Source organism: Amycolatopsis sp. Hca4, assembly GCF_013364075.1.
Taxonomy (GTDB): Bacteria; Actinomycetota; Actinomycetes; order Mycobacteriales; family Pseudonocardiaceae; genus Amycolatopsis.
This window is the reverse complement of sequence record NZ_CP054925.1, coordinates 293,394-314,336: the sequence shown is the minus strand read 5'-3', so window position 1 is coordinate 314,336 and position 20,943 is coordinate 293,394. Positions and strand designations below refer to the sequence as shown.

Sequence of the window (20,943 nt, the reverse complement as noted above, 5' to 3'; positions counted from 1 at the left end):
GGTGAACGGCACCCGGCCACGATAACAGAACCGTCCACTCATTGTTCCCACGGTATTCACAGTCGTTGACTGATCACTGTATTTTTCGTTACCTCGTACACCCGAAAAGCGCACAAATGGACTCGTTCGGACCACGCAGTCAACGAGGTTAATTGCGTAGGTTTCCCGTCATGTCGCCGATCAGGGTCATTCTGGCTGCCACACTGCTGGCCGCGTTCCTCGTGCCGCCCGGTCCGGCGGCCGCGGCCGTGGTGTCACCCGGACCGGTGTGCGACCACCAGCCACTGGCGAACACGACGGCGCCCGCGAGTGCGGTCACCGTCGACGCCGCGGTGCCCGGCGACCTCTACCGCAAGTCCCAGGAATCGCCGCCCGGCACGACGTTCTGGCTGCCCCCGGGCACCCACCTGCTGGCGGCGGACCCGTTCGGGCAGGTCATCCCCAAGGACGGCGACGTCTACCTCGGCGCGCCCGGCGCCGTGCTCGACGGGCAGGGCATCAACCGCGCGGCCTTCACCCAGCAGGCGAAGGACGTCGTCATCCGCGGGCTCACCGTCCAGAACTTCGTCGCCCCGCAGGACCAGGGCGTGGTGAACCACGATTCCGGCGAGCACTGGATCATCGAAAACACCACCGTGCAGAACAACAAAGGCGCGGGAATCATGGCCGGCGCGCGCCAGGAGGTGCGGCACAGCTGTCTGCGCAACAACGGCCAGTACGGCATGAACGCCTACCGTTCGGACAGCACGATCACCGCGTTGATCATCGAGGGCAACGAAATCTCGGGCAACAACACCGACGACTGGGAAACGCGCAGTCCCGGCTGCGGGTGCAGCGGCGGAATCAAGTTCTGGGTGGTCGACAAGGCCGACGTGCGCGGGAACTGGATCCACCACAACCGCGGCGCCGGGCTCTGGGCCGACACCGACAACAACGACTTCCTGGTCGAGAACAACCTCATCGAGGACAACGACGCCGAGGCGCTGTTCTACGAGATCAGCTACAACCTCGTCTTCCGCGACAACGTCCTGCGGCGCAACAGCCTGGTCGCGGGCAAGCGGCGTGCGGACAAGGGCGACAACTTCCCGGTGGCGAGCGTCTACCTGTCCGAGTCCGGCGGCGAGCCGCGGGTGCCGGCCCGCACGCACCTGATCGACGTCTACGACAACACCTTCGAAGACAACTGGTCCGGCATCACCGCGTGGGAGAACGCCGACCGGTTCTGCAACAGCCCGGCCAACACCTCGATCAACACCTGCACCAAGCTCGTCACCGACCGGACGCGGTGTTCGGCACCCGGGATCGCGTCACCGCCGCTGTACGACGACTGCCGGTGGAAGACCCAGCTGGTCGAGGTGCACGACAACACGTTCCGCTTCGACCCGGCCCGCGTCGGCTGCACGAACGGCTCCTGCGGCAAGATGGCGCTGCTGTCCAACTGGGGCACCTACCCGTCCTGGTCGCCGTACCAGGGCAAGGTCGTCCAGGACGCCATCACGCACGACCAGGGCAACTACTGGTTCAGCAACGCCTACTACGGGCCCTGGAAGTTCGTCGCGGGCGACACGTCCCGGATCCTGACCGCCGAGCAGTGGCAGACGACGCCGTGGGACCAGGACAACTGCGCGTCCTTCGACGACGTCATGCCGCACTGCTAGCCGGGCGCTGCCGAGTCCCCGGGAGCTCAGTGCGCGGCGAGCAGCCCCAGTACCGCGGCGGACTTGGCGGCGTCGAGGAACCGCAGGCCCATGAAGTTGTCGCCGGGGTTGAAGCCGGGGAGCGCCCAGACCGCTTCGTACGGCAGCCCGACGCGCCGGTAGCGGCGGAGGCTGTAGACGTTGCTGAACAGGCACTTCCCCGGGTCCGGGCGCCAGAGGCGGCGGGCGAAGGCGGGGTTGCGGAACCCGTGCCCCACCTCGGCCGTGGCCTGGACGTGGCGCCGGCCGGTGAAGAGCACGACGTCGCCGGTGGTCACGGTGTCCATCCGGCGGTCGTACTTGTCCTTGGCGCCCCAGAACCGCGCGCGCCCGCCCGGGTGCAACGCGTCGAGACGCGCGAGGTCCGTGGGGTCGAGCAGGTCGGCGAACTCGCGGAAGGGCACGGTCCGGTCGAGGGACTCCGCGCCGTAGCGGCGGGCGTCCGCGGTGCCGTAGGCGGGCTGCACGAAGACCTGGACCACGGACGGGAACGGTAGCTCAGCCGCCGTGGGTGCGGTCGCTCTGGTAGTCGGTGTAGGTGTACGGGTTGTCGAGGATCTTGGTCTCCGGGACGTCGGGGTTCATCCCCTGCCGCCACGCCTCCTCCCCCAGCTGCCCGCGCAGGTACCCGACCGTCGCCTCGACGTGCCGCCGCACGGCGGGCAGGTCCGCGCCGACCAGGCGGCCGTCGCGCTTGACCACCCGGCCGCCGACCAGGACGGTGTGCACGTCGGCGCGCTGGGCCTGGAACGCCACGTGGCCGTAGGGGTTGAGCAGCGGGAACGACACCGGCGACGCGTCGTTCTTCAGCAGCACGACGTCGGCCTGCTTGCCGGCCTCGAGGCTGCCGAGGTCCGAGCGGCCCAGTGCCGCCGCGCCGCCGCGGGTGGCCCACTCCACGACCTGTTCCGCGCGCAGCGCCGCGTGCGTGACCGTCTCGCCCTTGGCCTGGGCCTCCAGGTGCTCCCGGGACCGGTCGGCGCCCAGGGTGGCGCGCATGGCGGAGAACAGGTCGCCGCTCCACCAGACCGAGGTGTCCATCGACAGCGACACCGGGATGCCGTACTTGCGCAGCGCCCAGGTGGGCGGGTAGCCCTGCCCGGCGCTCTGCTCGCTCTCGGTGGACACCGACACCGAGCCGCCGGTGGCGGCGATGCGGTGGTAGGAGTCGGCCGACAGCGACGCGCCGTGGACGTAGACGGTCTCCGGGGTCATGAACCCGTGGTCGTACATCAGCCGGATGCCGTCGTCGCCGGTCGCGCCCCAGACACCGGCGTGGGTGGTCACCGGCAGGCCGAGCTCGCGGGCCACCTCGAACGCGGGCTTCTCCGGGAACGCCGGGTCACCGGTGACGTCGAAGGCGAGCTGGAAGCCCTCCAGACCGCCGCCGGTGCGGCGCGCGACGAAGTCGCGGAACTCCGGCGTGGCCGTCCAGTTCGCCGGGGCGTCCTGGATGTTGCCGTAGGCGAGCACGAACCGGCCCGGGACGGCTTCGAGCGCGTCGGCCGCCGCGTCGGCGTGCGCAGTGGTCCGCAGGCCGTGGGACCAGTCGACGGTGGTCGTGACGCCGGCCTCCAGTGCCTCCCAGGCGCCGAGCAGGTTGCCCGCGTGGATGTCTTCGGGGCGGAACACCTTGCCCCACTCGAGGTAGTACCAGACGAAGTACTGGGTCAGCGTCCAGTCGGCGCCGTAGCCGCGCATGGCCGTCTGCCACAGGTGCCGGTGGGTGTCGATCATGCCCGGCATGACGATGCCGCCGGAGGCGTCGATCTCGGTGGTGCCGGCCGGGACCTCCAGCGCCGGTCCGATCGCGGCGATGCGGTCGCCGTCGACCAGGACGTCTTCGCCGGGCAGGACGCGGCGCGCGTCGTCGAGGGTCAGCACCGTGCCACCCCGCAGGACGATCGATCCGGACATGGCTGCCTCCACTTGTCACGCGTCAGTGCGTACACTTGTCCGCTCAGCGGACACTCGCCGGGTGCCGTCACCTTTGCCCAGTGCCGCGCCGGTGTCAATCCCCGCGGCTACGCTGCGGGTGGACCCGATCGGAGAGAGGGGTGGCGCAATGCCACGCGAGGGAACCGGTCCCGACTTCATCGAGGCGCTGGCGCGCGGGCTCGAGGTGATCACCGCGTTCGGGCCGCAGCGGCCGGAGATGACGCTCGCCGAAGTCGCCGCGGCGACCGGGCTGGCCCGCCCGACCGCCCGCCGGATCCTGCTCACCCTCGAAGAGCTCGGCTACGTCCGCACCGACGGGCGCGGCTACGCCCTGACCCCGCGGGTGCTCGGCCTCGGCGTGGCCTACGTGCGGTCGATGGGCCTGTGGGAGGTCGCCCGGCCGCACCTGGAACGCCTGGTCGCCCGCACGGGCGAATCGTGTTCGATCGCCCAGCTCGACGGCTCCGACATCGTCTACGTCGCCCGGGTGGCGGTCCCGAAGATCGTGGGGCTGAGCGTGCAGATCGGCACCCGGTTCCCGGCGTTGCCGACGTCGCTGGGCAAGGTGCAGCTCGCCGCACTGCCGCCGGACGAGCTGGAGGCGGTGCTGGCCCAGCCGACCCGGTCGGGGCTGGTCCCGCGCTGGCAGCCGGACCGCGCCGAGCGGGACGCCGCGCTGCGGGAGGTCCGGGCCCGCGGCTGGGCGCTCACCGACGAGCAGCTCACGCTCGGGATCCGGTCGGTGGCGGCGCCGCTGCGCGACGGGGCGGGGCGGGTGATCGCCGGCGTCAACGTCAACTGCCACGCCGCCGAGACCCCGGTGGAGAAGCTGCTCGACCACCACCTGCCCCTGCTGCTGCAGACCGCCGGGGAGATCAGCGCGGACTTCGCGCGCCTCGACGAGGTCCCGCACGTCACCGTCCCGGCGGTGTCTTGACCGCAGGCACACTCGGGAGCAGACTGCGGACACTAGTCCGACAGGCGGACACGAGTGGAGGCACTGCGTGGAACCACCCACCGGCCCGCTGTCCGGGCTGCTGGTCGCGGACTTCTCGCGGGTGCTGGCCGGCCCGTACGCCACGATGCTGCTGGCGGACATGGGCGCCGACGTCGTCAAGGTCGAGGGCCCGCAGGGCGACGAAACGCGCACCTGGATGCCGCCGGTGCGCGGGGACGTCTCGACCTACTACCTCGGCGTCAACCGCGGGAAGCGCTCCATCGCCCTGGACCTGCGCGACGAGGCCGACGCCGTCCTCGCCCGCGAGCTGGCCGCCCGCGCGGACGTGCTGATCGAGAACTTCAAGCCCGGCGGGCTGGCCAAGTACGGCTTGGACTACGAGGCGGTCCGGGCAGCCAACCCCGGCAGCGTCTACGCCTCGATCAGCGGCTTCGGGGCCGGCGAAGGCGCGCACGTTCCCGGCTACGACCTGATGGTGCAGGCGATTTCGGGCCTGATGAGCCTGACCGGCGATCCGGACGGACCGCCGTACCGGGCCGGGATCTCGGTGTTCGACGTCATGGCGGGCAACCACGCGGTGATCGGCATCCTGGCCGCGCTGCGCCACCGCGACGCGACCGGCGAGGGCCAGCACGTCGAGGTCAACCTGCTGTCCTCGGCCCTGACCGGCCTGGTCAACCACAGCTCGGCCTACGCCGCCGGCGGCGTGGTGCCCTACCGGATGGGCAACGCCCACCCCAGCGTCTTCCCCTACGAACCGCTGCCGACCGCCGACGCCGACCTGATCGTCGCCGCGGCCAACGACGGGCAGTTCCGCCGGCTGTGCCAGGTCCTCGACCTGCCCGAGATCCCGGACGACCCGCGGTTCGCCCGCAACGCCGACCGCACCGAGAACCGCGAGGAGCTGCGGCCGATCCTGGTGGAGCGGCTGGCGAAACGCGGTGCGGTGGACTGGTTCGACGCGCTGACCGAGGTCGGTGTCCCGTGTGGACCGATCAACACGATCGACGGCGGGTTCGCGATGGCCGAGCGCTTCGGGCTGGACCCGGTCGTCGAGGTGGGCGAAGGCGACCGCGCGGTCCCGACGACCCGCCACCCCATCCGGTTTTCCGCGACCCCGGCCGGGTACCGGCTGCCGCCGCCGGAGCTCGACGAGCACGGTGCCGAACTGCGAACGTGGCTGACGGAGCCCGCCGATGGCTGACCCGGTCTACGAAACCGCCCTCGGTGCGTCCACGAAGGACAAGATCACCCTGCTCGGGCAGGACCTCGCCGAGGACGTCATGGGGAAGGTCGGGTTCGGCGAGCTCGCTTTCTGGCTGGCGACCCAGCGACGTCCGTCCCCAGGGGAAACGAGGGTCTTCGAGGCGGTGCTGGCCGCGCTGGCCGACCACGGCTTCACCCCGACCGCGATCGTCACGCGGCTGACGTACCTGTCCGCGCCGGACTCCGTCCAGGGTGCCCTGGCGGCCGGCCTGCTGGGCGGTGGGTCGCGTTTCCTCGGCGTCACCGAAGACTGCGGCCGGTTCCTGCACGACGTCCTCACCGAGGCCGGCGAACGGCCGTCGGACGAGGCCGGGTGGGACGCGCTCGCGCTCGCCACCGTCGAAAAGGCCCGCGCGGCGAAGAAGTTCGTCCCCGGCCTCGGGCACCACGTGCACAAGGACGGCGACCCGCGCACCCCGCGGCTGTTCGCGATCGCCGCCGAAGAGGGGCTGCGCGGCCCGCACCTGGAGCTGTTCGCCGCGATCGGCCGGGTGCACCCGCAGGTGCTGGGCCGGACGCTGCCGCTCAACGGGGCCGGCGTCTGCGGGGCCGCGCTCGCCGACCTCGGGCTGCCGCTGGAGCTGCTGCGCGGGTTCGCGCTGCTGGCCAGGACCGCCGGGCTGATCGGCCAGCTCGCCGAGGAGCTGCGGCACCCCGTCGCCAACGACGTCTTCCTGTCCGTCGACCTGAACAACCGGTCGGTCCCGCCGGATCCGCACGCGTGAGAGGAACGCCGATGCAGCTGGTCACCGAGGACAACATCACCGAGCTCGCCGCGCAGCGCTGGGCGAGCGCGCACGATCCGCGGACGGCGGAGGTGATGGCGGCGCTGGTGCGCCACCTGCACGCCTTCGCCCGCGAAGTGCGGCTCAGCGAGACCGAGTGGATGGCCGCGATGCGGTGGCTGACCGAGACCGGGCAGATCAGCGACGAGAAGCGGGAGGAGTTCATCCTCGCCTCCGACGTGCTCGGGCTGAGCATGCTGGTAGTGCAGATGAACCACGCCTTCGACGCGAAGGCGACCCCGGCCACCGTGCTCGGCCCCTTCCACATCGACGGCTCGCCGGAGAAGGAGTTCGGCGGCGACATGTCCGACGGCCTGCCCGGCACGCCGCTGTACATCACCGGCACGGTCCGCGGCCTGGACGGCTTCCCGGTGGTCGGCGCGGTCCTCGACGTCTGGCAGGCCGACGAGGAAGGCGCGTACGAGTCGCAGATCCCGGACATCGACGAGGCCCGGCTGCGCGCGAAGTACACCAGCCGCGCCGACGGGACGTACTGCCTGCGCACGATCGCGCCGAAGGGGTACTCGATCCCGATGGACGGCCCGGTCGGCGCGCTCATCCGCGGCACCGACATCAGCCACTTCCGGCCCGCGCACGTGCACTTCCTGATCAACGCGGCCGGCTACGAGCCGCTGATCACCCACCTGTTCCAGGAGGGCGCGCAGTACCTGGACAGCGACGTGGTGTTCGGCACCAAGCAGGAGCTGGTGGTCGCCTTCGAGCCGCGCGAGCCGGGGCCGACGCCGGACGGCGGCACGTCGGCGGAGCCGTGGCTCGAGGCGCGTTACGACTTCGTCCTGCAGCCGGTCTGACCGCCGGTGCGCGCGGCGGAGATCCGCACCGCCGGGCAGCCCCCGGTGGTGGTGGACCGGGCCGAGCCGGTCCCCGGACCCGGCGAGGTCGCCGTCCGGGTGACGGCGGCGCCGATCACCCCGCTCGATCTGCTGTGCGCGTCCGGCACGTCCTACTTCGGCGCACCGGCCACGCCGTACGTGCCGGGCGTGCAGGGGGTGGGCGAGCGGGCGGGGAGGCCGGTCTGGTTCGCCACCGCGGCGGGCATGCAGCCCGGGGACGGCAGCATGGCCGAGCACGCGGTGGCCGCGTCCGCCGACGTGGTCGTCCTGCCGGACGGGGCCGATCACACGCTGGTCGCGGCGCTCGGGCTGTCGGCCGTCGCGGCGTGGCGGTGCCTGACGGGCACGGGCGGGCTGGCCGCGGGTGAGACGGTGCTGGTGCTCGGCGCGGGCGGGGTGGTCGGCCAGTCGGCCGTCCAGCTGGCTCGGGTGGCCGGGGCCGGGCGGGTGATCGCGTGCGCGCGCTCCGAGGCGGCGTTGGACCGCGCCCGCTCGTCCGGCGCGGACGGCACGGTCCGGCTCGAGGACGGCGAGGACGCCGACGAGCTGGCGCAGCGGCTGTCCGCGGTGGCCGGCCCGGTCGACCTGGTGATCGATCCGGTGTGCGGGCTCCCGGCCGTGGCGGCCTTGCGGACCCTGCGCCCGGGCGGGCGGCTGGTCAACCTGGGCAGCGCGGCCGGCGAGGTGTGCCCGGTGCCGTCGGCCCTGCTGCGCAGCCGGTCTCTGCGGATCCTCGGCTACACGAACAACGAGCTCAGCGCGGGCGAACGCCGGGAAGCGCTGCTCACGGTGGTGGACCAGGCGGTGCGAGGGGCGTTGACGGTCGGCTACGAGCGGGTCCCGCTCCAGGACGCGGCCCGGGCGTGGCGCCGCCCGGGCCGTGTCGTTCTGGTGCCGTGAGAAGCGGTTCGGTCACTGACCCCCAGGACCGGGTTTCGGCACGTCGCCGATGTAGGGACCGCTTCCCACCCCGCCCACCGGGTTGGGGTCGCTCGAGGCGGACGCCACGGGGGCGAGCACGGCGAGCGCGGCCGCGGTGAGCAGAGCGGCAGCTACAGCACGTTTCATCGATGGGCTCCTTCGCGTTCCCCCGCATTCTGCGCGATCCGGCTTCCAAACCGCTTCCGCTTTCCGGAATTCACCGCCGCGGGGGCCGCGATCACGCGGATCGGCCGCGCACGGTGGTCAGGCGGGTGCGGGCAGCGATCGAGGTCACCTCGCCGGGGCGAGCTTCTGGCAGGGAGCGGCGGGGAACTCCGGTTCGGCGGCCGGGATTTCGGTGCAGCCGCCGCGGTCGGCCGAGGCGAAGCTCGCCCAGCCGTTGCCCGCCCACCGGTAGGCGACCCGGGCCGGCGGCTCGCCGCTGTGCCGCTGCAGGTCGCGGATCAGCCAGCTCTGGTCGCACGCCCGGGTGGTACCGGGGTGTTCGGCCTCCGCACTGAACTCCGGCTGCGCGATCCACGCCGGGTCGCAGTGGCTGTCTCCGACCGAGGCATGATCGATCCGGCGACGCTGCTCATCCGGCCTTGAGGACAGGCCCTAGCGGCCGTAGCCCTCCGCCGCCAGCACCTTGCCCATCAGCTCGTAGGCGGCCGGGTCCTCCGGGGCCACCGTGGCCAGGCCGTCGACGTAGCGGTTGTACATGCAGAACGCCGCCGCGATCAGGACCGTGTCGTGCAGTTCGACGTCGGTCGCGCCCTCCGCGCGCGCCGCCGCGATCAGCTCGGGTGTCACCGCCCGGCCGGTTTCGCGGGTGGCGAGGGCGATCCGCAGCAGCGCCTTCATCTTCGCCCCCAGCGGGGCGTCGTCGACGCCGGCGCAGGCCGCGTCGACCACCGCGCGGCCGCCGTCGAGGGTTTCGGCCGCCGCCGCGGCGTGGCTTCCGTGGCAGAAGCGGCATTCGTTGCCGTTCGACACCACCGCCGCGATCAGCTCGCGCTCGCCGACGGTCAGGCTGCTCGGGCCGCGCAGGAGCGTCTGCGCCAGTGCGTTGAGCGGGACGGCGGTCTCGGGCCGGAACGCCATCAGGGAGCGGATGCCGGGCAGCTGCGGGTCGAGCGGGATGTGCGGCATCGGGTCCTCCTGGCGAGCGCGAAAGATCGTCCCGTGCAGTCTTTCGGGTGGCGGCGGCCCGGCCAACCTCCGTGTTGCCCAACCGGGCCGCCGCCGAAAGCGCTAACCGATCGCGAAGTCGTCCGCGTAGACGGCACTTTGGCCGTACCAGCCGTGGACGTAGACCGTCACCGCGCCCGACGCGCCGGTCGTGAACGGCACCGACAGCCGCGTCCAGCCGCTGCCGGACGTCCACGCGCTCGCCGTGGCTCCGCCCCGGACGCCGACGTAGGCGTAGTTGCCCTGCACCCACGCCGTGAGGGTGTAGGCGTGGTTCGGGGCGAGCGTCACGGTCTGCGCCGCTTCGCCGGTGGCCGATGCCGAGGGCGTCACCTGCAGGGCGTGCGTGCCCGAGTGCGCCGGCGAGGCGACGATCGCGTCGCCCGGGGCGGTCCAGGGGCTCAGCGCGCCGGTTTCGAAGCCGCCGTTGACCACGCCACCCGCGGGCGGGGTGCCCTTGACGGTAAGGGTGAAGGTGGTGTTGTGGCTGCCGGAGGCGGCGGCGCCGGTGACGGTGAGCGGGTAGACGCCCGGGACGGCCGCCGAGGTGGTGCTCACCGAGAGCGTCGCGCTGCCGCCCGCGGTCACTGAGCCGGGGCTGACGGCCGCGCTGACGCCGGCGGGCGCGCCGGTGACCGAGAGGGTGACCTGCTGGGCGGAGCCGGAGGTGACCGCGGTGCTCACCGTCGCCGACGCCGAGCCGCCCGGGTCCACCGCGGCCGAGGCCGGGTTCGCGGCGAGGGAGAAGTCGTTGCCGGGCACGGAGGTGCCGCCGGTGAAGGGTGCGAACGCGTGGCTGAAGAACCAGGTGTCCTGGGCGATGCCGGAGCAGTTGTCGGCCGCGGCGCCGCCGGGGCAGCTGCCGTTGTCGCGTTGCAGCGCCCAGAAGGACAGCGTGTTGATGCCCTTCGAGACGGCCCAGTTGTAGACGGTGGCGGCGTCGGCGGTGGTGAACGTCTCGGCCGGGCCGAAGTCGTCGACGCCGATCATCTCGGTGATCCCGACCGTCGCCCACAGCTGCGCCTGGGTCTTGCCCGGGTAGAGGGCGGCCAGCTGCGAGACCAGGCCGGTGGCGGCGGTCTGGGTGTCGGTGGCCATCTGGTGGGCGGCGTTGTCGTAGTAGTCGAAGGTCATCAGGTTGACGACGTCGACGCGGGTGCCGTTGGTGACGGCGTTGCGCAGCACGTTCAGGCCGCTGTCGGCGAGGCCGCGGGTGGTCGTGGGCAGGGTGTAGGAGATCTGCAGCGGGCGCCCGGAGGCCGCCGCCCAGTCCTGGACCTTCTTGAGGGCCTTGTTGCGGCGGTCGATCCCGGCGGAGTTGGTCAGCGAGTTGTCCTCGATGTCCATGTCGAGCCGGGGCACGTCGTAGGTGGTGATCACCGCCTCGTAGGCGGCGGCGATGGAGTCGACGCTGGTGCAGCTGTCGGCGATCTCGGTGCCGGTGTTGTCGGCGGTGTAGCCGCCGAAGGACGGGATGACGTCGCCGCCGCGGGAGCGGATGGTGGCGATGTCGGCCCCGAAGGTGCCGGTGGCGATCGGCATGCCGGTGTCGCCGTTCCAGTACACCGTGCAGGAGCCCTTGGTGGCGGCCTGGATGAACGCCATGGTGAGGTGCTTGGCGCCGGACTGCTGCGCCAGCGCGGCGGGGCTCTCGCCGGTCCAGGCTTCGAAGTACGGCGCGAAGACGTGCGCGGGCAGCGGCGTGGCGGCTTCGGCGGTGCCGGCCGCGGCGACCAGGGATCCGGCCGAGAACGCCGCCAGGGCAAGGGAAACGGACAATCGGGAGAAAGGTCTGCGTCGACGCATCTGCGCTCCTGAACCGGCGGGGAGCCGTGCGGCGGCGTGGCACGGCGGGACCGCTTCAGGATTGGATCAGACCAATCCACCCGTCAAGGTCTAGACCACTAAACCGGCCGGATGGCGGCAGTGATTGGTCGGCCGGCGAACCGGTCGCGAACACACCGGGTGAGCAACGATCGTGACAAAAACGTTCCAACTCGGCGGGGTGGCCGGTAGCGTTCTGGTCCGTGCGGGTGATCTGGGGGAAGAATGGACGACGCAGAGTGACCAAGCCGTGGCGGGCGGCGCCGAAGGCCGCCCTCTCCAGCCCGCTGACGCTGATCGTGGCGGCCGTGACCTCGCTGCTGGCGTGCTTCCTGGGCACCGCCGCGGTGCTGCAGGCCTCCGCGGCCGGTGGCGCCACGGTCCGGTACCAGACGGGCATCACCTGCCCGGACAGCTACGGCCCGGTGTTCGGCAAGGGCAACATGCCGGTGGCGAACATCCCGGCGGTGACCGGCGCGATCGAGCGCCACGCCGCCGCGCACGGGTTCGGCGCGCCCGTCGTCGGCCAGTTCACGAACGTGCTGCGCGGCACCGAGTTCAACGGCGACCCGCACTACAAGATCCGTCTCGGCTACCGCGACCAGGTGGGCCTGGACAACCTGACGCTGCAGCAGGGCACGCGCGCGCCGGGGCTGTGGCTGGGCAACGTGGTGGCCGACGCCGAGCACATCGGCGTCGGCACGAAGCCGAGCCTGCAGGGCGTGCCGCTGCCGCCGGTCACCGGCATCTACCGCGACCTGCTCGACCCGCCGCCGCGGTGGTGGTGCTCGCAGCAGTCGGGGGCGGTGATCGACCGGCTGGTCGACGACCCGATCGACTCGATCGTCTTCGCCACCGACCGCAGGACCTTCGACGACGCGGTCAAGGCGATCGGCCTGCCGACCGTGCAGTACTTCCAGGTCTCCTTCTACGAGCCGGCGCCCACGACGCTCAGCGCCGCGGAGGACCTGCTGCAGCGCTCGAAGGACCTGGTCGCCGACGTCCGCGCCGACCTGACCGCCCAGGGCCTCGGCTCGCTGATCGCCGCGGACGTCCCGACGTTCGAGCGTTCGGTGCAGATCGCCCGCCAGGCGCAGGACAACGTGTTCGTCTCGATCCTGCCGCTGGCGCTGATCAGCGTGCTGGTCGGGTGCGCCGGCCTCGGCACCGTGGCGCTGCAGTGGTACCAGCGGCGGCACGCGCAGCTGCGGCTGCTCTCGGCGCGCGGCAGCGGGCCCGCGGCGCTCGGCGGCCTCGCCGTCGCCGAGCTGGGCCTGCCGATCCTGCTCGGCGGGGCGGCGGGCGCGGTCGCGGCGCGGCTGCTGCTCGGCGTCTACGGCCCGCCCGGCCGCCCGGACCCGGGCGCCGAGCTGACGGCCGTCGGCGTCGCGGCCGGGACCCTGCTCGTGTCGCTGGTGCTGCTGGCGCTGATCGTCGCGGTCCGGGTGCACCGGGAGTTCGAGCTGGGCCGGGTGCGCCGCGGCGCCAAGCGGGTGCGGGTGCTGGCGTTCTTCCCGTGGGAGCTGGCCACGGCGGGCATGGCGTGGCTGGGCTGGACGCGGCTGACGCACTACGGCACGGCGTCGCGGCTGGGCAATCCCCTGCCCCAGGTGGACCCGCTGGCCCTGACCTACCCGGTGTTCGTCGTGCTGACCGTCGGGCTGCTGACCGCCCGGCTGGCGTGGCTGGCGCTGCACGCGTCGCACCGGGCCCGGTTCTGGTCGCGCCCGGCGCTGCAGCTGGCGATCCGGCGGCTGGCCGGCGCCCGCGCCCCGGTGACCGGGGTGCTGGTCATCGGCACCCTCGCCATCGGCACGCTGGCCACCGGCATCGGCATCGCCGACGGCCAGGAGGAAGCGCTCGACACCAAGTCGGCGATCTTCGTCGGCAGCAACGCCCGCCTCGACACCGACAGCCCGATCGGCATGGGCCAGGTCGCGATGCCCGCGGCGCTGGCCGGGAACAGCACGGTGGTCGGCGAGCTGACCGGCACCGGCAGCGTGGTGCTGGTGGTCGATCCGGCGACGTTCGCCCGCGGCGCCGCGGTGGAGCACGTCCCCGGCGACGAGCTGCCCGGGCTGCTGGAGAAGATCTCGCGACCCGACCCGCGCGGCACGCCGGTGATCCGCGTCGGGCACACGGCCAAGCAGAACGCCAAGCTGCCCGACGACCTGCCCGACGCGGTCGTCGCCGGCGACCTGCCGGTGTTCCCGATGATCGGCACCTCCCCCGGCTACGTCATCTCCCGGACGGTGCTCAGCCACGCGCAGCTGGACGGCATCCCGAAGTGGAGCGTGCTGACCACCGCGTCGATGGCGGACGCGACCGCCGCGCTGCGGGCGGCGGGGGTGTTCATCCCGAACCGGATCAGCCGCGAGTCCGCTTTGGACGGTCTGCCGTTCTTCGTGGTGTCGTGGACGTTCTCGTTCGTGGCGCTGCTGGGCGCGGTGCTCGGGGTGGTGGCGATCCTCGCGCTGCTGGTGGCGGTCGAGGTGCGGCGGCGGCAGAACGCCCTGGCCGGCGCGCTGGTGCTGCGGATGGGCATGCGGCCGCGGACGCTGCTGGCCAGCCACCTGATGGAGCTGGGGGCGCTGAGCGGGCTGGCGGTCGTGGTCGGTGTGGTGTGCGGGGTCTCGGTGGCGGGCCTGTCGGTCCCCCGGTTCGACCCGGCGACGTTCCTCGCGCCGCGCTCGGCGCTGCCGGACCCGCTGCCGTTCGTGCTGACCGTCGTCGTGATCGGCGTGGCGGTGGTCGCGCTGGCCGGCTGGATCGCGGTGCGCTCGGTGCGCACCGCCCGGACCGCGGAGCTGATCCGTGCCTGAGAAGCCCATCTTTTCGCTGCGCGGCATCGGCGTCGACTACCCGACCCCCGCCGGGATCGTCACCGGCGTCGACGACGTCAGCCTCGACGTGCCGGCGCGCGGGATGACCGTGCTCGCCGGGCCGTCCGGGTCCGGGAAGTCGACGCTGCTGCGGGTGCTGGGGCTGTTCGAGCAGCCCGCGCGCGGCACGCTGACCTTCCAGGGCGCCGACGTCCGCACGCTCAGGCACCGCGAGCGGCGCGCGCTGCGGCGCCACCACCTGGGCCTGGTGTTCCAGAACCCGGCCGACAACCTGCTGGGCTACCTGACCGTCGCCGAGAACCTGCACGCCGCGGCCGAGGCCGCCGGGACCGAGTGCACCGCCGAGGACATCCTCGGGCAGCTGGGCCTGCACGGCACCGGTGACTGGAAGATCGCCGCGCTGTCGGGCGGGCAGCAGCAGCGGCTGGCGTTCGGGTGCGTGCTGGCCGCGCGCTCGACGGTGATCCTCGCCGACGAACCGACGTCCCAGCTGGACGAGGCGTCGGCCGACCTGGTGCTGGAAACCCTGCTGTACCTGGTGGACCAGGATTTCGCGGTCCTGGCCGCCTCGCACGACGAACGCCTGATCGACCTCGGCGCGCGGGTGGCCCGGCTGCACAAGGGTGCGCTCGAGGGCGTCGAAGAACGGGAGCTGCCGGCATGACACTCGTGGAAGCGGTCGGGCTGCGCCGCAGTTTCGCCCACCCGAGCGGCGACATCGAGGTGCTGCGCGGGCTGGAACTGCGCGTGGCCGCGGGCGAGCTGGTGACGGTGTCGGGCCGGTCGGGGTCGGGCAAGAGCGCGCTGCTGGCGCTGCTGTGCGGGTTCGACTCCCCCGACGCCGGCTGCGTGCTGCTCGACGGCGTCCCGATCAGCGGCGCGCCGCCGTGGCACACCTGCGCGGTGCTGCCGCAGGCGCTCGGCCTGGCCAACGAGCTGACCATCGCCGAAAACGTGGCCCTGCCGCTGCGGCTGCGCGCGGACGTCCCGCGCCCGTCGCCGAAGGCGATCGCCGAGCGGGTCACCGGCCTGCTGGACGAGCTGGGCATCGGCGACCTCGGCGACCGCTACCCCCTGGAGGTGTCGTTCGGGCAGCAGCAGCGGGTGGCACTGGCCCGCGCGGTGGCCGGCCGCCCACGGGTCCTGCTGACCGACGAGCCGACGGCCCACCTGGACGCCGGCTCGACGCCGCGGGTGCTGCGGCTGCTGCGCCACTGCGCCGAGGAGGGCGCGGCGGTGATCGTCGCAACCCACGACGACGAGGTCCACCGCATCGCCGACCGCCGCGTCCGCCTGCTCGACGGAGTCCTCACGGCCCTGCTGGACTGACCCCGACGCGGCCTGCCTCCGCGAGCACTGCCACCGGAGCCCACCCGGCCCGCGCCCCTCCGCTCGACGCCGCGCTCACGGCACCACCGGACTGACCCGCGGCCTGCCTCGCGACCATTGCCACCCGAGCCCACCCGGCCCGCCGCTCGACGCCGCGCTCACGGCACCACCGGACTGACCCGCGGCCTGCCTCCGCGACCACTGCCACCCGAGCCCGCCCGGCCCGCGCCCCTCCGCTCGACGCCGCGCTCACGGCACCACTGGACTTCCCCAGGGTCCGGCGAAGTCAGTCGCTGCTGCGGTGTTCCGTGGTGGCAGCGGGGTCTGCCGACCTCCGCCGGAAGGCCGGGCGGCTCCGGTTCACCTCGGCCGGCAAGCACCTCGGTACCCACCACCCCGAAGCCGGGGATCATGGCGACCACCCGCCCGCGCCCCCTCTGCTCGACGCCGCGCTCACGGCGCCGCCGGACTGACCCGCGGTCCGGCGTCGGGAACCCCGGCGTAGTCCGGCAGGTCCACGCCGTTGATCGCGCGCTCGATCACCGGCATCAGCGCCTCCATGTCCGGTTCGGCGTGCTCGGCGCCGGCGTCGCGGCTCTGCACGTGGAGGCGGCCGATCTCCTGGTTGGCCTCGACGAACGGGCGCATCTGCGCTTCGTACCGGGCGAACCCCACCGCGGGGTCCCACCCGGCCGCGGCCAGCTCGCCGGCCAGCAGGTACGCGCCGACCAGGGCCAGCCCCGTGCCGCCGCCGGACATCGGGGACGAGCAGGAGGCCGCGTCGCCGATCAGCCCGACCCGGCCCTCCGACCAGCGGTCCATCACCACCTGGGCGACCTGGTCGAGGTAGAAGTCCGGGGTGTCGTCGAGGTGGGCGAGGATCTCCGGGGTCCGCCAGCCCAGGCCGGCCATCCGCTCGCGCAGCAGCCGCTTCTGCGCGTCGATGTCGCGGTGGTCGACGTCGAAGCCGTCCGAGGGGAAGGAGAGCATGGCCATCGCCCGGGTGGGGTCCTTGAGGGGCCGCAGCCCGGCCGAGCGGCCCTCGTGCTGGTGGTCGATCAGCCACCGGTCGATCCCGAACTCGTTGGGCACGCTGTAGAAGGCCAGCACCATCCCGAGGTGGCGGACGAACCGCTCGCGCGGCCCGAAGACCATCGCGCGCAGCGCCGAGTGCAGCCCGTCGGCCCCGATCACCAGGTCGAAGCGCCGCCGGTCGCCGACGGCGAAGGTGACGTCGACGCCGTCGGCGTCCTGGGTCAGCTCGGCGATCCGGTCGCCGAAGAGGTACTCGACTTCGTCACGCGTGTCGTCGTAGAGCACCTCGGACAGGTCTCCGCGCAGGATCTCGATGTCCGCGATGTAGCCGTCGCCGCCGTCGTCCTCGGCGTTGAAGGTCTCCAGGACGGTTCCGTCGGCGTCCACCGTGTACGCGCCGGCGGTCTCCGTGCGGGCCGCGCGCACCGCCGCGTCCAGCCCCATCCGGCGGATGACCTCCTTGGCCACCCCGCGGGCGTCCACCGCCTGCCCGCCGGGCCGCAGCCCGGGTGCCCGCTCCACGACGGTGACCTCGGCGCCCCGCCGCCGCAGCCAGTGGGCCAGCGCCGGCCCCGCGATGCTCGCCCCCGCCACCAACACCCTGTTGCCGCTCATGCGGTCCCCCATCGTCGTTCCGGATGACGGTCGGGAGTGTAGTGGCTGGGTACGACAACCGATCAGGAATCGAGAAGCGCAGGTCAGGACCGCGGCCATAGCGTTGCCGACGTACCGCAGACCACGAGCTTCAGGAGCACCGAAGATGAGCACCCAGGGGATCAAGACCGTCCTGCACCCCGTCACCGACCTGGCCGCCGCCAAGGCCGTCTACACCGCGCTGCTGGGCCTCGAGCCGCAGGCCGACGCGCCCTACTACGTCGGCTACGACACCGCGGGCCAGCACATCGGGCTGGTGCCCGGCGGCGCGCAGCAGGGCATGACCGGGCCGGTCACCTACTGGCACGTCGACGACATCGAGGCGAAGCTCGCCGAGGTCACCAAGGCGGGCGGGACGGTCAAGGACGAGCCGAAGGACGTCGGCAACGGCCGCCTGGTGGCGACCTTCACCGACGCCGACGGCAACGTCCTCGGCCTGCTGCAGGACGCTCAGGGCTGATCGAGGGCGGTGGCCCGGCTGACCTCTTCCCAGGCGGCCAGGTCCGCCGCGACGGCCTCGTGGTGGGCGCGGATCGCTTCGACGGCGTCCGCGCCCAGCGCGAGCCGCAGCGGGGCGTCGGCGCTGCCCACCGCGCGGACGATCGCCGCGGCCGCCTTGGCCGGGTCGCCCGGCTGGGTGCCGTCCATGTTCTCGACCGCCGCCCGGGTTCCGCTCGTCGAAGCCGCGTAGGCCTCGATCGTGCGGGAACGGTGCATCCGGCCGCCGCCGAACTCGGTGCGGAACGCGCCCGGCTCGACGATCAGCACCCGCACCCCGAACGGCGCCACCTCCGCGGCCAGCGCTTCGGAGATGCCTTCCAGTGCGAACTTCGCCGCGCAGTAGGCGCCGAAGCCGGGCGGGGCCAGCTGCCCGCCCATCGAGCTGAGCTGCACGAGCGTGCCGCTGCCCTGCGCGCGCAGGTGCGGCAGCACCGCCTTGGTGACCGCGACGGCGCCGAAGAACATGACGTCCATCAGGCTGCGCAGTTCCTCCAGGGTGAGCTCTTCGACCGCGCCGACCGAGCCGTGGCCGGCGTTGTTGACCACGACGTCGATCCGGCCGAACGTGTCCAGTGCGGTCTTCACCGCCGCGTCGATCTGCCCGGTGTCGGTGACGTCCAGTGCCGCGGTCCGGACCAGGTCGCCGCCGCGTTCCTGCAGGTCCGCCAGGGTTTCCGGGCGCCGGGCGGTGGCCAGGACGCGGTCGCCCGCGGCCAGTGCGGCCAGCGCGATCTCCCGGCCGAAGCCGGCGGAGCAGCCGGTGATCAGCCAGACGCGGCCGTCGGTGTTCGTCATCTTCCGTTTCCTCCCAGTGGTTCCTCCCTTCCCATCCTGGAGACGATCACGGCCGGGCCGCCAACACCGATGTCCTGCCGCGGCTACAGTCGGAGCCTGTGACCCCCGAGTTGCGGCAGCTCCGCTACTTCGTCGCCGTGGCCGAGGCGACCAGCTTCACCCGGGCCGCCGCCGGGCTGCACCTGGCGCAGCAGTCGCTGTCCCAGCAGATCAGCGTGCTGGAACGGGCCCTCGGCGCCCGGCTGTTCGACCGCGACGCACGCGGGACGCGGCTGACCGCCGTCGGACGGCTCTTCCTGCCCGAGGCCCGCGCGGTGCTGGCGCGGGCCGACGAAGCCGTCGCGACGCTCGGGCGGGCGGTGCGCGGCGAGATCGGCGACGTCCGGCTCGTCTTCCTCGCCACGACGGCGAACTACCTGCTGCCGCCGGTGGTGCGCGCGGTGCGGGAGCGGTTCCCCGGGCTGGCGGTGACGACGGCCGAAGCACCGATCGCCGAGCTGGTGGACGGCCTGCGCGAGGGCCGGTTCGACCTGGCCTTCACCCGGCCGCCGCTGGTCGGCGACCTGGTGTCCCGGACGTTGCTGACCGAAGAGGTGTGCGCGGTGCTGCCCGTGGAGCACCCGCTGGCCGGGCGGGCGTCGCTGGCGCTGGCCGAGCTGGCGGACGAGCCGTGGGTGCTGACGCCGCGCGGCAGCTGGGAACCGTGGCACCGCAGCTACGACGACGACTTCGCCGCGGCGGGCTTCACCCCGCGGGTGGTGCAGCGGGCCGCCACCGTGCAGGGCCTGCTCGGGCTGGTCGCGGCCGGGGTCGGGGTGACGCGGCTGGCCCGTTCGTCGCACAGCCTGCGCCGTTCGGGGGTGGCGTTCGTGCCGCTGGACGGCGATGTCGCGCTCACGGAACTGGTGTGGCTGCCGGGCAACGACAACCCGGCGGTGCCGGCGATCGCCGAGGTCGCGGCCGACCTGGCGGCGGCGACGGACCTGACCCAGGCGGGCTGAGGCGTCAGAACGTCTTGGCGGTGTCGCGGGCGGCTTCGTGGGCGATCCGGCCGGCCTCGTCGGCGTCGCCGGTGAGGGTCGGGTGGAAGCGGATCTCGGTGACGTCGTCGATGCCGGTCCAGCCGAGCCAGCCGGTGAAGAACGGCGCCTGGAAGTCCGCGCCGAACTCCGGCCCGAGGCCGGGCGCCCACACGGCGCTGGTGTAGACGACCGCGGCGCGCTTGCCGCGGCCGGCCAGCAGGTGGCGGTAGCCGGTGGCCGGGTCGACGCCGAAGATCCAGCCGGGCTGGGACACGACGTCGACGAACTGCTTGAGCACGTACGGCACGCCGGAGTTCCACATCGGGACGCTGAACAGGAACCGGTCGGCGGCGTCGAAGCGGGTGAACGCCGCCCGCGCGGCCGCCCAGGCTTCGGCCTCCTCGCCCTGCGGGGTGCCGCCACCGAAGACGGTCATCTTGGCGCGGGCCGCGGCCGGGCCGAAGGCGGGCAGGGAGCCGTCCCAGAGGTCCCATTCGTCGATCTCGGCGTCCGGGTGCCGGTCGCGGTAGGTGTCCAGGAAAGTAGCTGCCAGGCGCAGCGACTGGGACGCTTCGCCTCGTGGGGACGCGGAAATGTGCAGCAGATCGGGCATGACTGTGCTCCTCGGACGGGTTCGGCTTTCGCCGGACAGAGAATCGGACTAGAGTCCGCTTATGTCCTCGAACCGTAGCGGACCGCAGTCCGCTTCGTCAACGCCCGCCGGGCTGCCGGTCCTCGGCGCGCCCGTCCGCGAGCGGGCCGACGCCGCCCGCAACCGGATCCGCGTCCTGGAAGCCGCCGAGAAGCTGTTCGCCGAACGCGGCGTCGACGCGGTGACCATGGACGACGTCGCGGGCGCCGCCGGCGTCGGCAAGGGCACCCTCTACCGCCGCTTCGGCGACAAGGGCGGCCTGGCGATGGCGCTGCTCGACGAGCGCGAACGCGAACTGCAGCAGCGGATCCTCACCGGCCCGCCACCGCTGGGCCCCGGCGCCGAACCCGCCGCCCGGCTCGGCGCGTTCGTCGAGGCCTACCTGGACCTGCTGGACCGGCAGCTGGACCTCGTCCTGCTGTCGGAGACCGCCACGACCGGTGCCCGGTTCCGGACCGGCGCGCACACGCTGTGGCGGCAGCACTGCCGGCACCTGCTCGAAGCCGGCGGGGCGCAGGACGCCGAGATCGCCGCGGACGTGCTGCTCGCGGCCCTGTCGGCCGAGCAGGTGCGGCACTGGCGGCGGGACCGCGAGCTCGGCTCGGCGCCCCTGGCGGAGTCGCTCGTCCGGCTGGTGCGGAGCTGGCTGCCGTGACGCACCGTGTCCACGGCCGGGCC

21 protein-coding genes are annotated in these 20,943 nt (G+C 73.0%); 13 read left to right on the top strand and 8 right to left on the bottom strand.

Annotated features, from left to right (window positions below):
- Positions 1-170 precede the first annotated feature (170 nt).
- A complete protein-coding gene (locus HUT10_RS01480) occupies positions 171-1,658 on the top strand; it encodes a right-handed parallel beta-helix repeat-containing protein (protein WP_176169528.1) in 1,488 nt (495 codons plus the stop codon).
- 26 nt (positions 1,659-1,684) lie between these two features.
- Here HUT10_RS01480 and HUT10_RS01475 read toward each other — a convergent pair whose 3' ends face one another.
- Positions 1,685-2,179, bottom strand: coding sequence for a hypothetical protein (locus tag HUT10_RS01475; RefSeq protein WP_176169527.1), 495 nt, complete (start codon positions 2,177-2,179; stop codon positions 1,685-1,687).
- A gap of 16 nt (positions 2,180-2,195) precedes the next feature.
- On the bottom strand, positions 2,196-3,614 hold the full coding sequence (locus HUT10_RS01470) for an amidohydrolase family protein (RefSeq protein ID WP_176169526.1): 1,419 nt from the start codon (positions 3,612-3,614) through the stop codon (positions 2,196-2,198).
- A 148-nt stretch (positions 3,615-3,762) separates the two neighbouring features.
- Between HUT10_RS01470 and HUT10_RS01465 the strand changes: the two genes are divergently transcribed.
- From HUT10_RS01465 to HUT10_RS01445, 5 genes are all read left to right on the top strand, one after another.
- A complete protein-coding gene (locus HUT10_RS01465) occupies positions 3,763-4,572 on the top strand; it encodes an IclR family transcriptional regulator C-terminal domain-containing protein (RefSeq protein ID WP_176169525.1) in 810 nt (269 codons plus the stop codon).
- 67 nt (positions 4,573-4,639) lie between these two features.
- On the top strand, positions 4,640-5,797 hold the full coding sequence (locus HUT10_RS01460) for a CaiB/BaiF CoA-transferase family protein (RefSeq protein WP_176169524.1): 1,158 nt from the start codon (positions 4,640-4,642) through the stop codon (positions 5,795-5,797).
- Positions 5,790-6,584: a citryl-CoA lyase gene (locus HUT10_RS01455; protein WP_176169523.1), complete on the top strand. Its 795-nt coding sequence runs from the start codon at positions 5,790-5,792 to the stop codon at positions 6,582-6,584. The genes HUT10_RS01460 and HUT10_RS01455 overlap by 8 nt, the downstream gene beginning before the upstream one ends.
- An 11-nt stretch (positions 6,585-6,595) precedes the next feature.
- Positions 6,596-7,456: a dioxygenase gene (locus HUT10_RS01450; RefSeq protein ID WP_176169522.1), complete on the top strand. Its 861-nt coding sequence runs from the start codon at positions 6,596-6,598 to the stop codon at positions 7,454-7,456.
- Positions 7,457-7,462: 6 nt separating this feature from the next.
- The gene (locus tag HUT10_RS01445; RefSeq protein ID WP_254896607.1) at positions 7,463-8,398 is read left to right on the top strand and encodes a zinc-binding dehydrogenase; all 936 of its coding nucleotides are present in this window, start codon (positions 7,463-7,465) and stop codon (positions 8,396-8,398) included.
- 12 nt (positions 8,399-8,410) lie between these two features.
- Here the strand turns inward: HUT10_RS01445 and HUT10_RS01440 are convergent, their stop codons facing one another.
- The 3 genes from HUT10_RS01440 to HUT10_RS01430 all read right to left on the bottom strand — a co-directional run bounded on the left by HUT10_RS01440 (position 8,411) and on the right by HUT10_RS01430 (position 11,389).
- On the bottom strand, positions 8,411-8,566 hold the full coding sequence (locus tag HUT10_RS01440; protein WP_176169521.1) for a hypothetical protein: 156 nt from the start codon (positions 8,564-8,566) through the stop codon (positions 8,411-8,413).
- Positions 8,567-9,037: 471 nt separating this feature from the next.
- Complete coding sequence (locus HUT10_RS01435) at positions 9,038-9,571, bottom strand: carboxymuconolactone decarboxylase family protein (protein ID WP_176169520.1); 534 nt, start codon at positions 9,569-9,571, stop codon at positions 9,038-9,040.
- A gap of 102 nt (positions 9,572-9,673) precedes the next feature.
- The gene (locus HUT10_RS01430; RefSeq protein ID WP_176169519.1) at positions 9,674-11,389 is read right to left on the bottom strand and encodes a glycosyl hydrolase family 18 protein; all 1,716 of its coding nucleotides are present in this window, start codon (positions 11,387-11,389) and stop codon (positions 9,674-9,676) included.
- Positions 11,390-11,673: 284 nt separating this feature from the next.
- Here HUT10_RS01430 and HUT10_RS01425 point away from each other — a divergent pair, with 284 nt between their 5' ends.
- The 4 genes from HUT10_RS01425 (at position 11,674) to HUT10_RS01410 (ending at position 16,079) form a co-directional block, all read left to right on the top strand.
- Complete coding sequence (locus HUT10_RS01425; protein WP_176169518.1) at positions 11,674-14,256, top strand: FtsX-like permease family protein; 2,583 nt, start codon at positions 11,674-11,676, stop codon at positions 14,254-14,256.
- Complete coding sequence (locus tag HUT10_RS01420) at positions 14,249-14,941, top strand: ABC transporter ATP-binding protein (protein WP_176169517.1); 693 nt, start codon at positions 14,249-14,251, stop codon at positions 14,939-14,941. Before HUT10_RS01425 ends, HUT10_RS01420 begins: the two co-directional genes overlap by 8 nt.
- The gene (locus HUT10_RS01415) at positions 14,938-15,606 is read left to right on the top strand and encodes an ABC transporter ATP-binding protein (RefSeq protein WP_176169516.1); all 669 of its coding nucleotides are present in this window, start codon (positions 14,938-14,940) and stop codon (positions 15,604-15,606) included. The genes HUT10_RS01420 and HUT10_RS01415 overlap by 4 nt, the downstream gene beginning before the upstream one ends.
- A 311-nt stretch (positions 15,607-15,917) precedes the next feature.
- On the top strand, positions 15,918-16,079 hold the full coding sequence (locus HUT10_RS01410) for a hypothetical protein (RefSeq protein WP_176169515.1): 162 nt from the start codon (positions 15,918-15,920) through the stop codon (positions 16,077-16,079).
- Here the strand turns inward: HUT10_RS01410 and HUT10_RS01405 are convergent.
- The gene (locus HUT10_RS01405; RefSeq protein ID WP_176169514.1) at positions 16,060-17,256 is read right to left on the bottom strand and encodes an FAD-dependent monooxygenase; all 1,197 of its coding nucleotides are present in this window, start codon (positions 17,254-17,256) and stop codon (positions 16,060-16,062) included. The genes HUT10_RS01410 and HUT10_RS01405 overlap by 20 nt on opposite strands.
- Before the next feature lie 145 nt (positions 17,257-17,401).
- Here HUT10_RS01405 and HUT10_RS01400 point away from each other — a divergent pair, with 145 nt between their 5' ends.
- The gene (locus HUT10_RS01400; RefSeq protein WP_176169513.1) at positions 17,402-17,755 is read left to right on the top strand and encodes a VOC family protein; all 354 of its coding nucleotides are present in this window, start codon (positions 17,402-17,404) and stop codon (positions 17,753-17,755) included.
- Here the strand turns inward: HUT10_RS01400 and HUT10_RS01395 are convergent.
- Positions 17,746-18,591: an oxidoreductase gene (locus HUT10_RS01395; RefSeq protein ID WP_176169512.1), complete on the bottom strand. Its 846-nt coding sequence runs from the start codon at positions 18,589-18,591 to the stop codon at positions 17,746-17,748. The two genes, HUT10_RS01400 and HUT10_RS01395, sit on opposite strands and share 10 nt — an antisense overlap.
- A gap of 98 nt (positions 18,592-18,689) precedes the next feature.
- On the opposite strand from HUT10_RS01395, the gene HUT10_RS01390 reads away from it, so the two are divergent.
- A complete protein-coding gene (locus HUT10_RS01390; RefSeq protein ID WP_176169511.1) occupies positions 18,690-19,592 on the top strand; it encodes a LysR family transcriptional regulator in 903 nt (300 codons plus the stop codon).
- Positions 19,593-19,596: 4 nt separating this feature from the next.
- Here the strand turns inward: HUT10_RS01390 and HUT10_RS01385 are convergent, their stop codons facing one another.
- Positions 19,597-20,226 carry an FMN-dependent NADH-azoreductase gene (locus HUT10_RS01385; protein ID WP_176169510.1) on the bottom strand — a complete coding sequence of 210 codons (630 nt, stop codon included), beginning with the start codon at positions 20,224-20,226 and terminating at the stop codon, positions 19,597-19,599.
- A 61-nt stretch (positions 20,227-20,287) separates the two neighbouring features.
- Here HUT10_RS01385 and HUT10_RS01380 point away from each other — a divergent pair, with 61 nt between their 5' ends.
- Positions 20,288-20,920: a TetR/AcrR family transcriptional regulator gene (locus tag HUT10_RS01380; protein ID WP_176169509.1), complete on the top strand. Its 633-nt coding sequence runs from the start codon at positions 20,288-20,290 to the stop codon at positions 20,918-20,920.
- Positions 20,921-20,943: the final 23 nt, after the last annotated feature.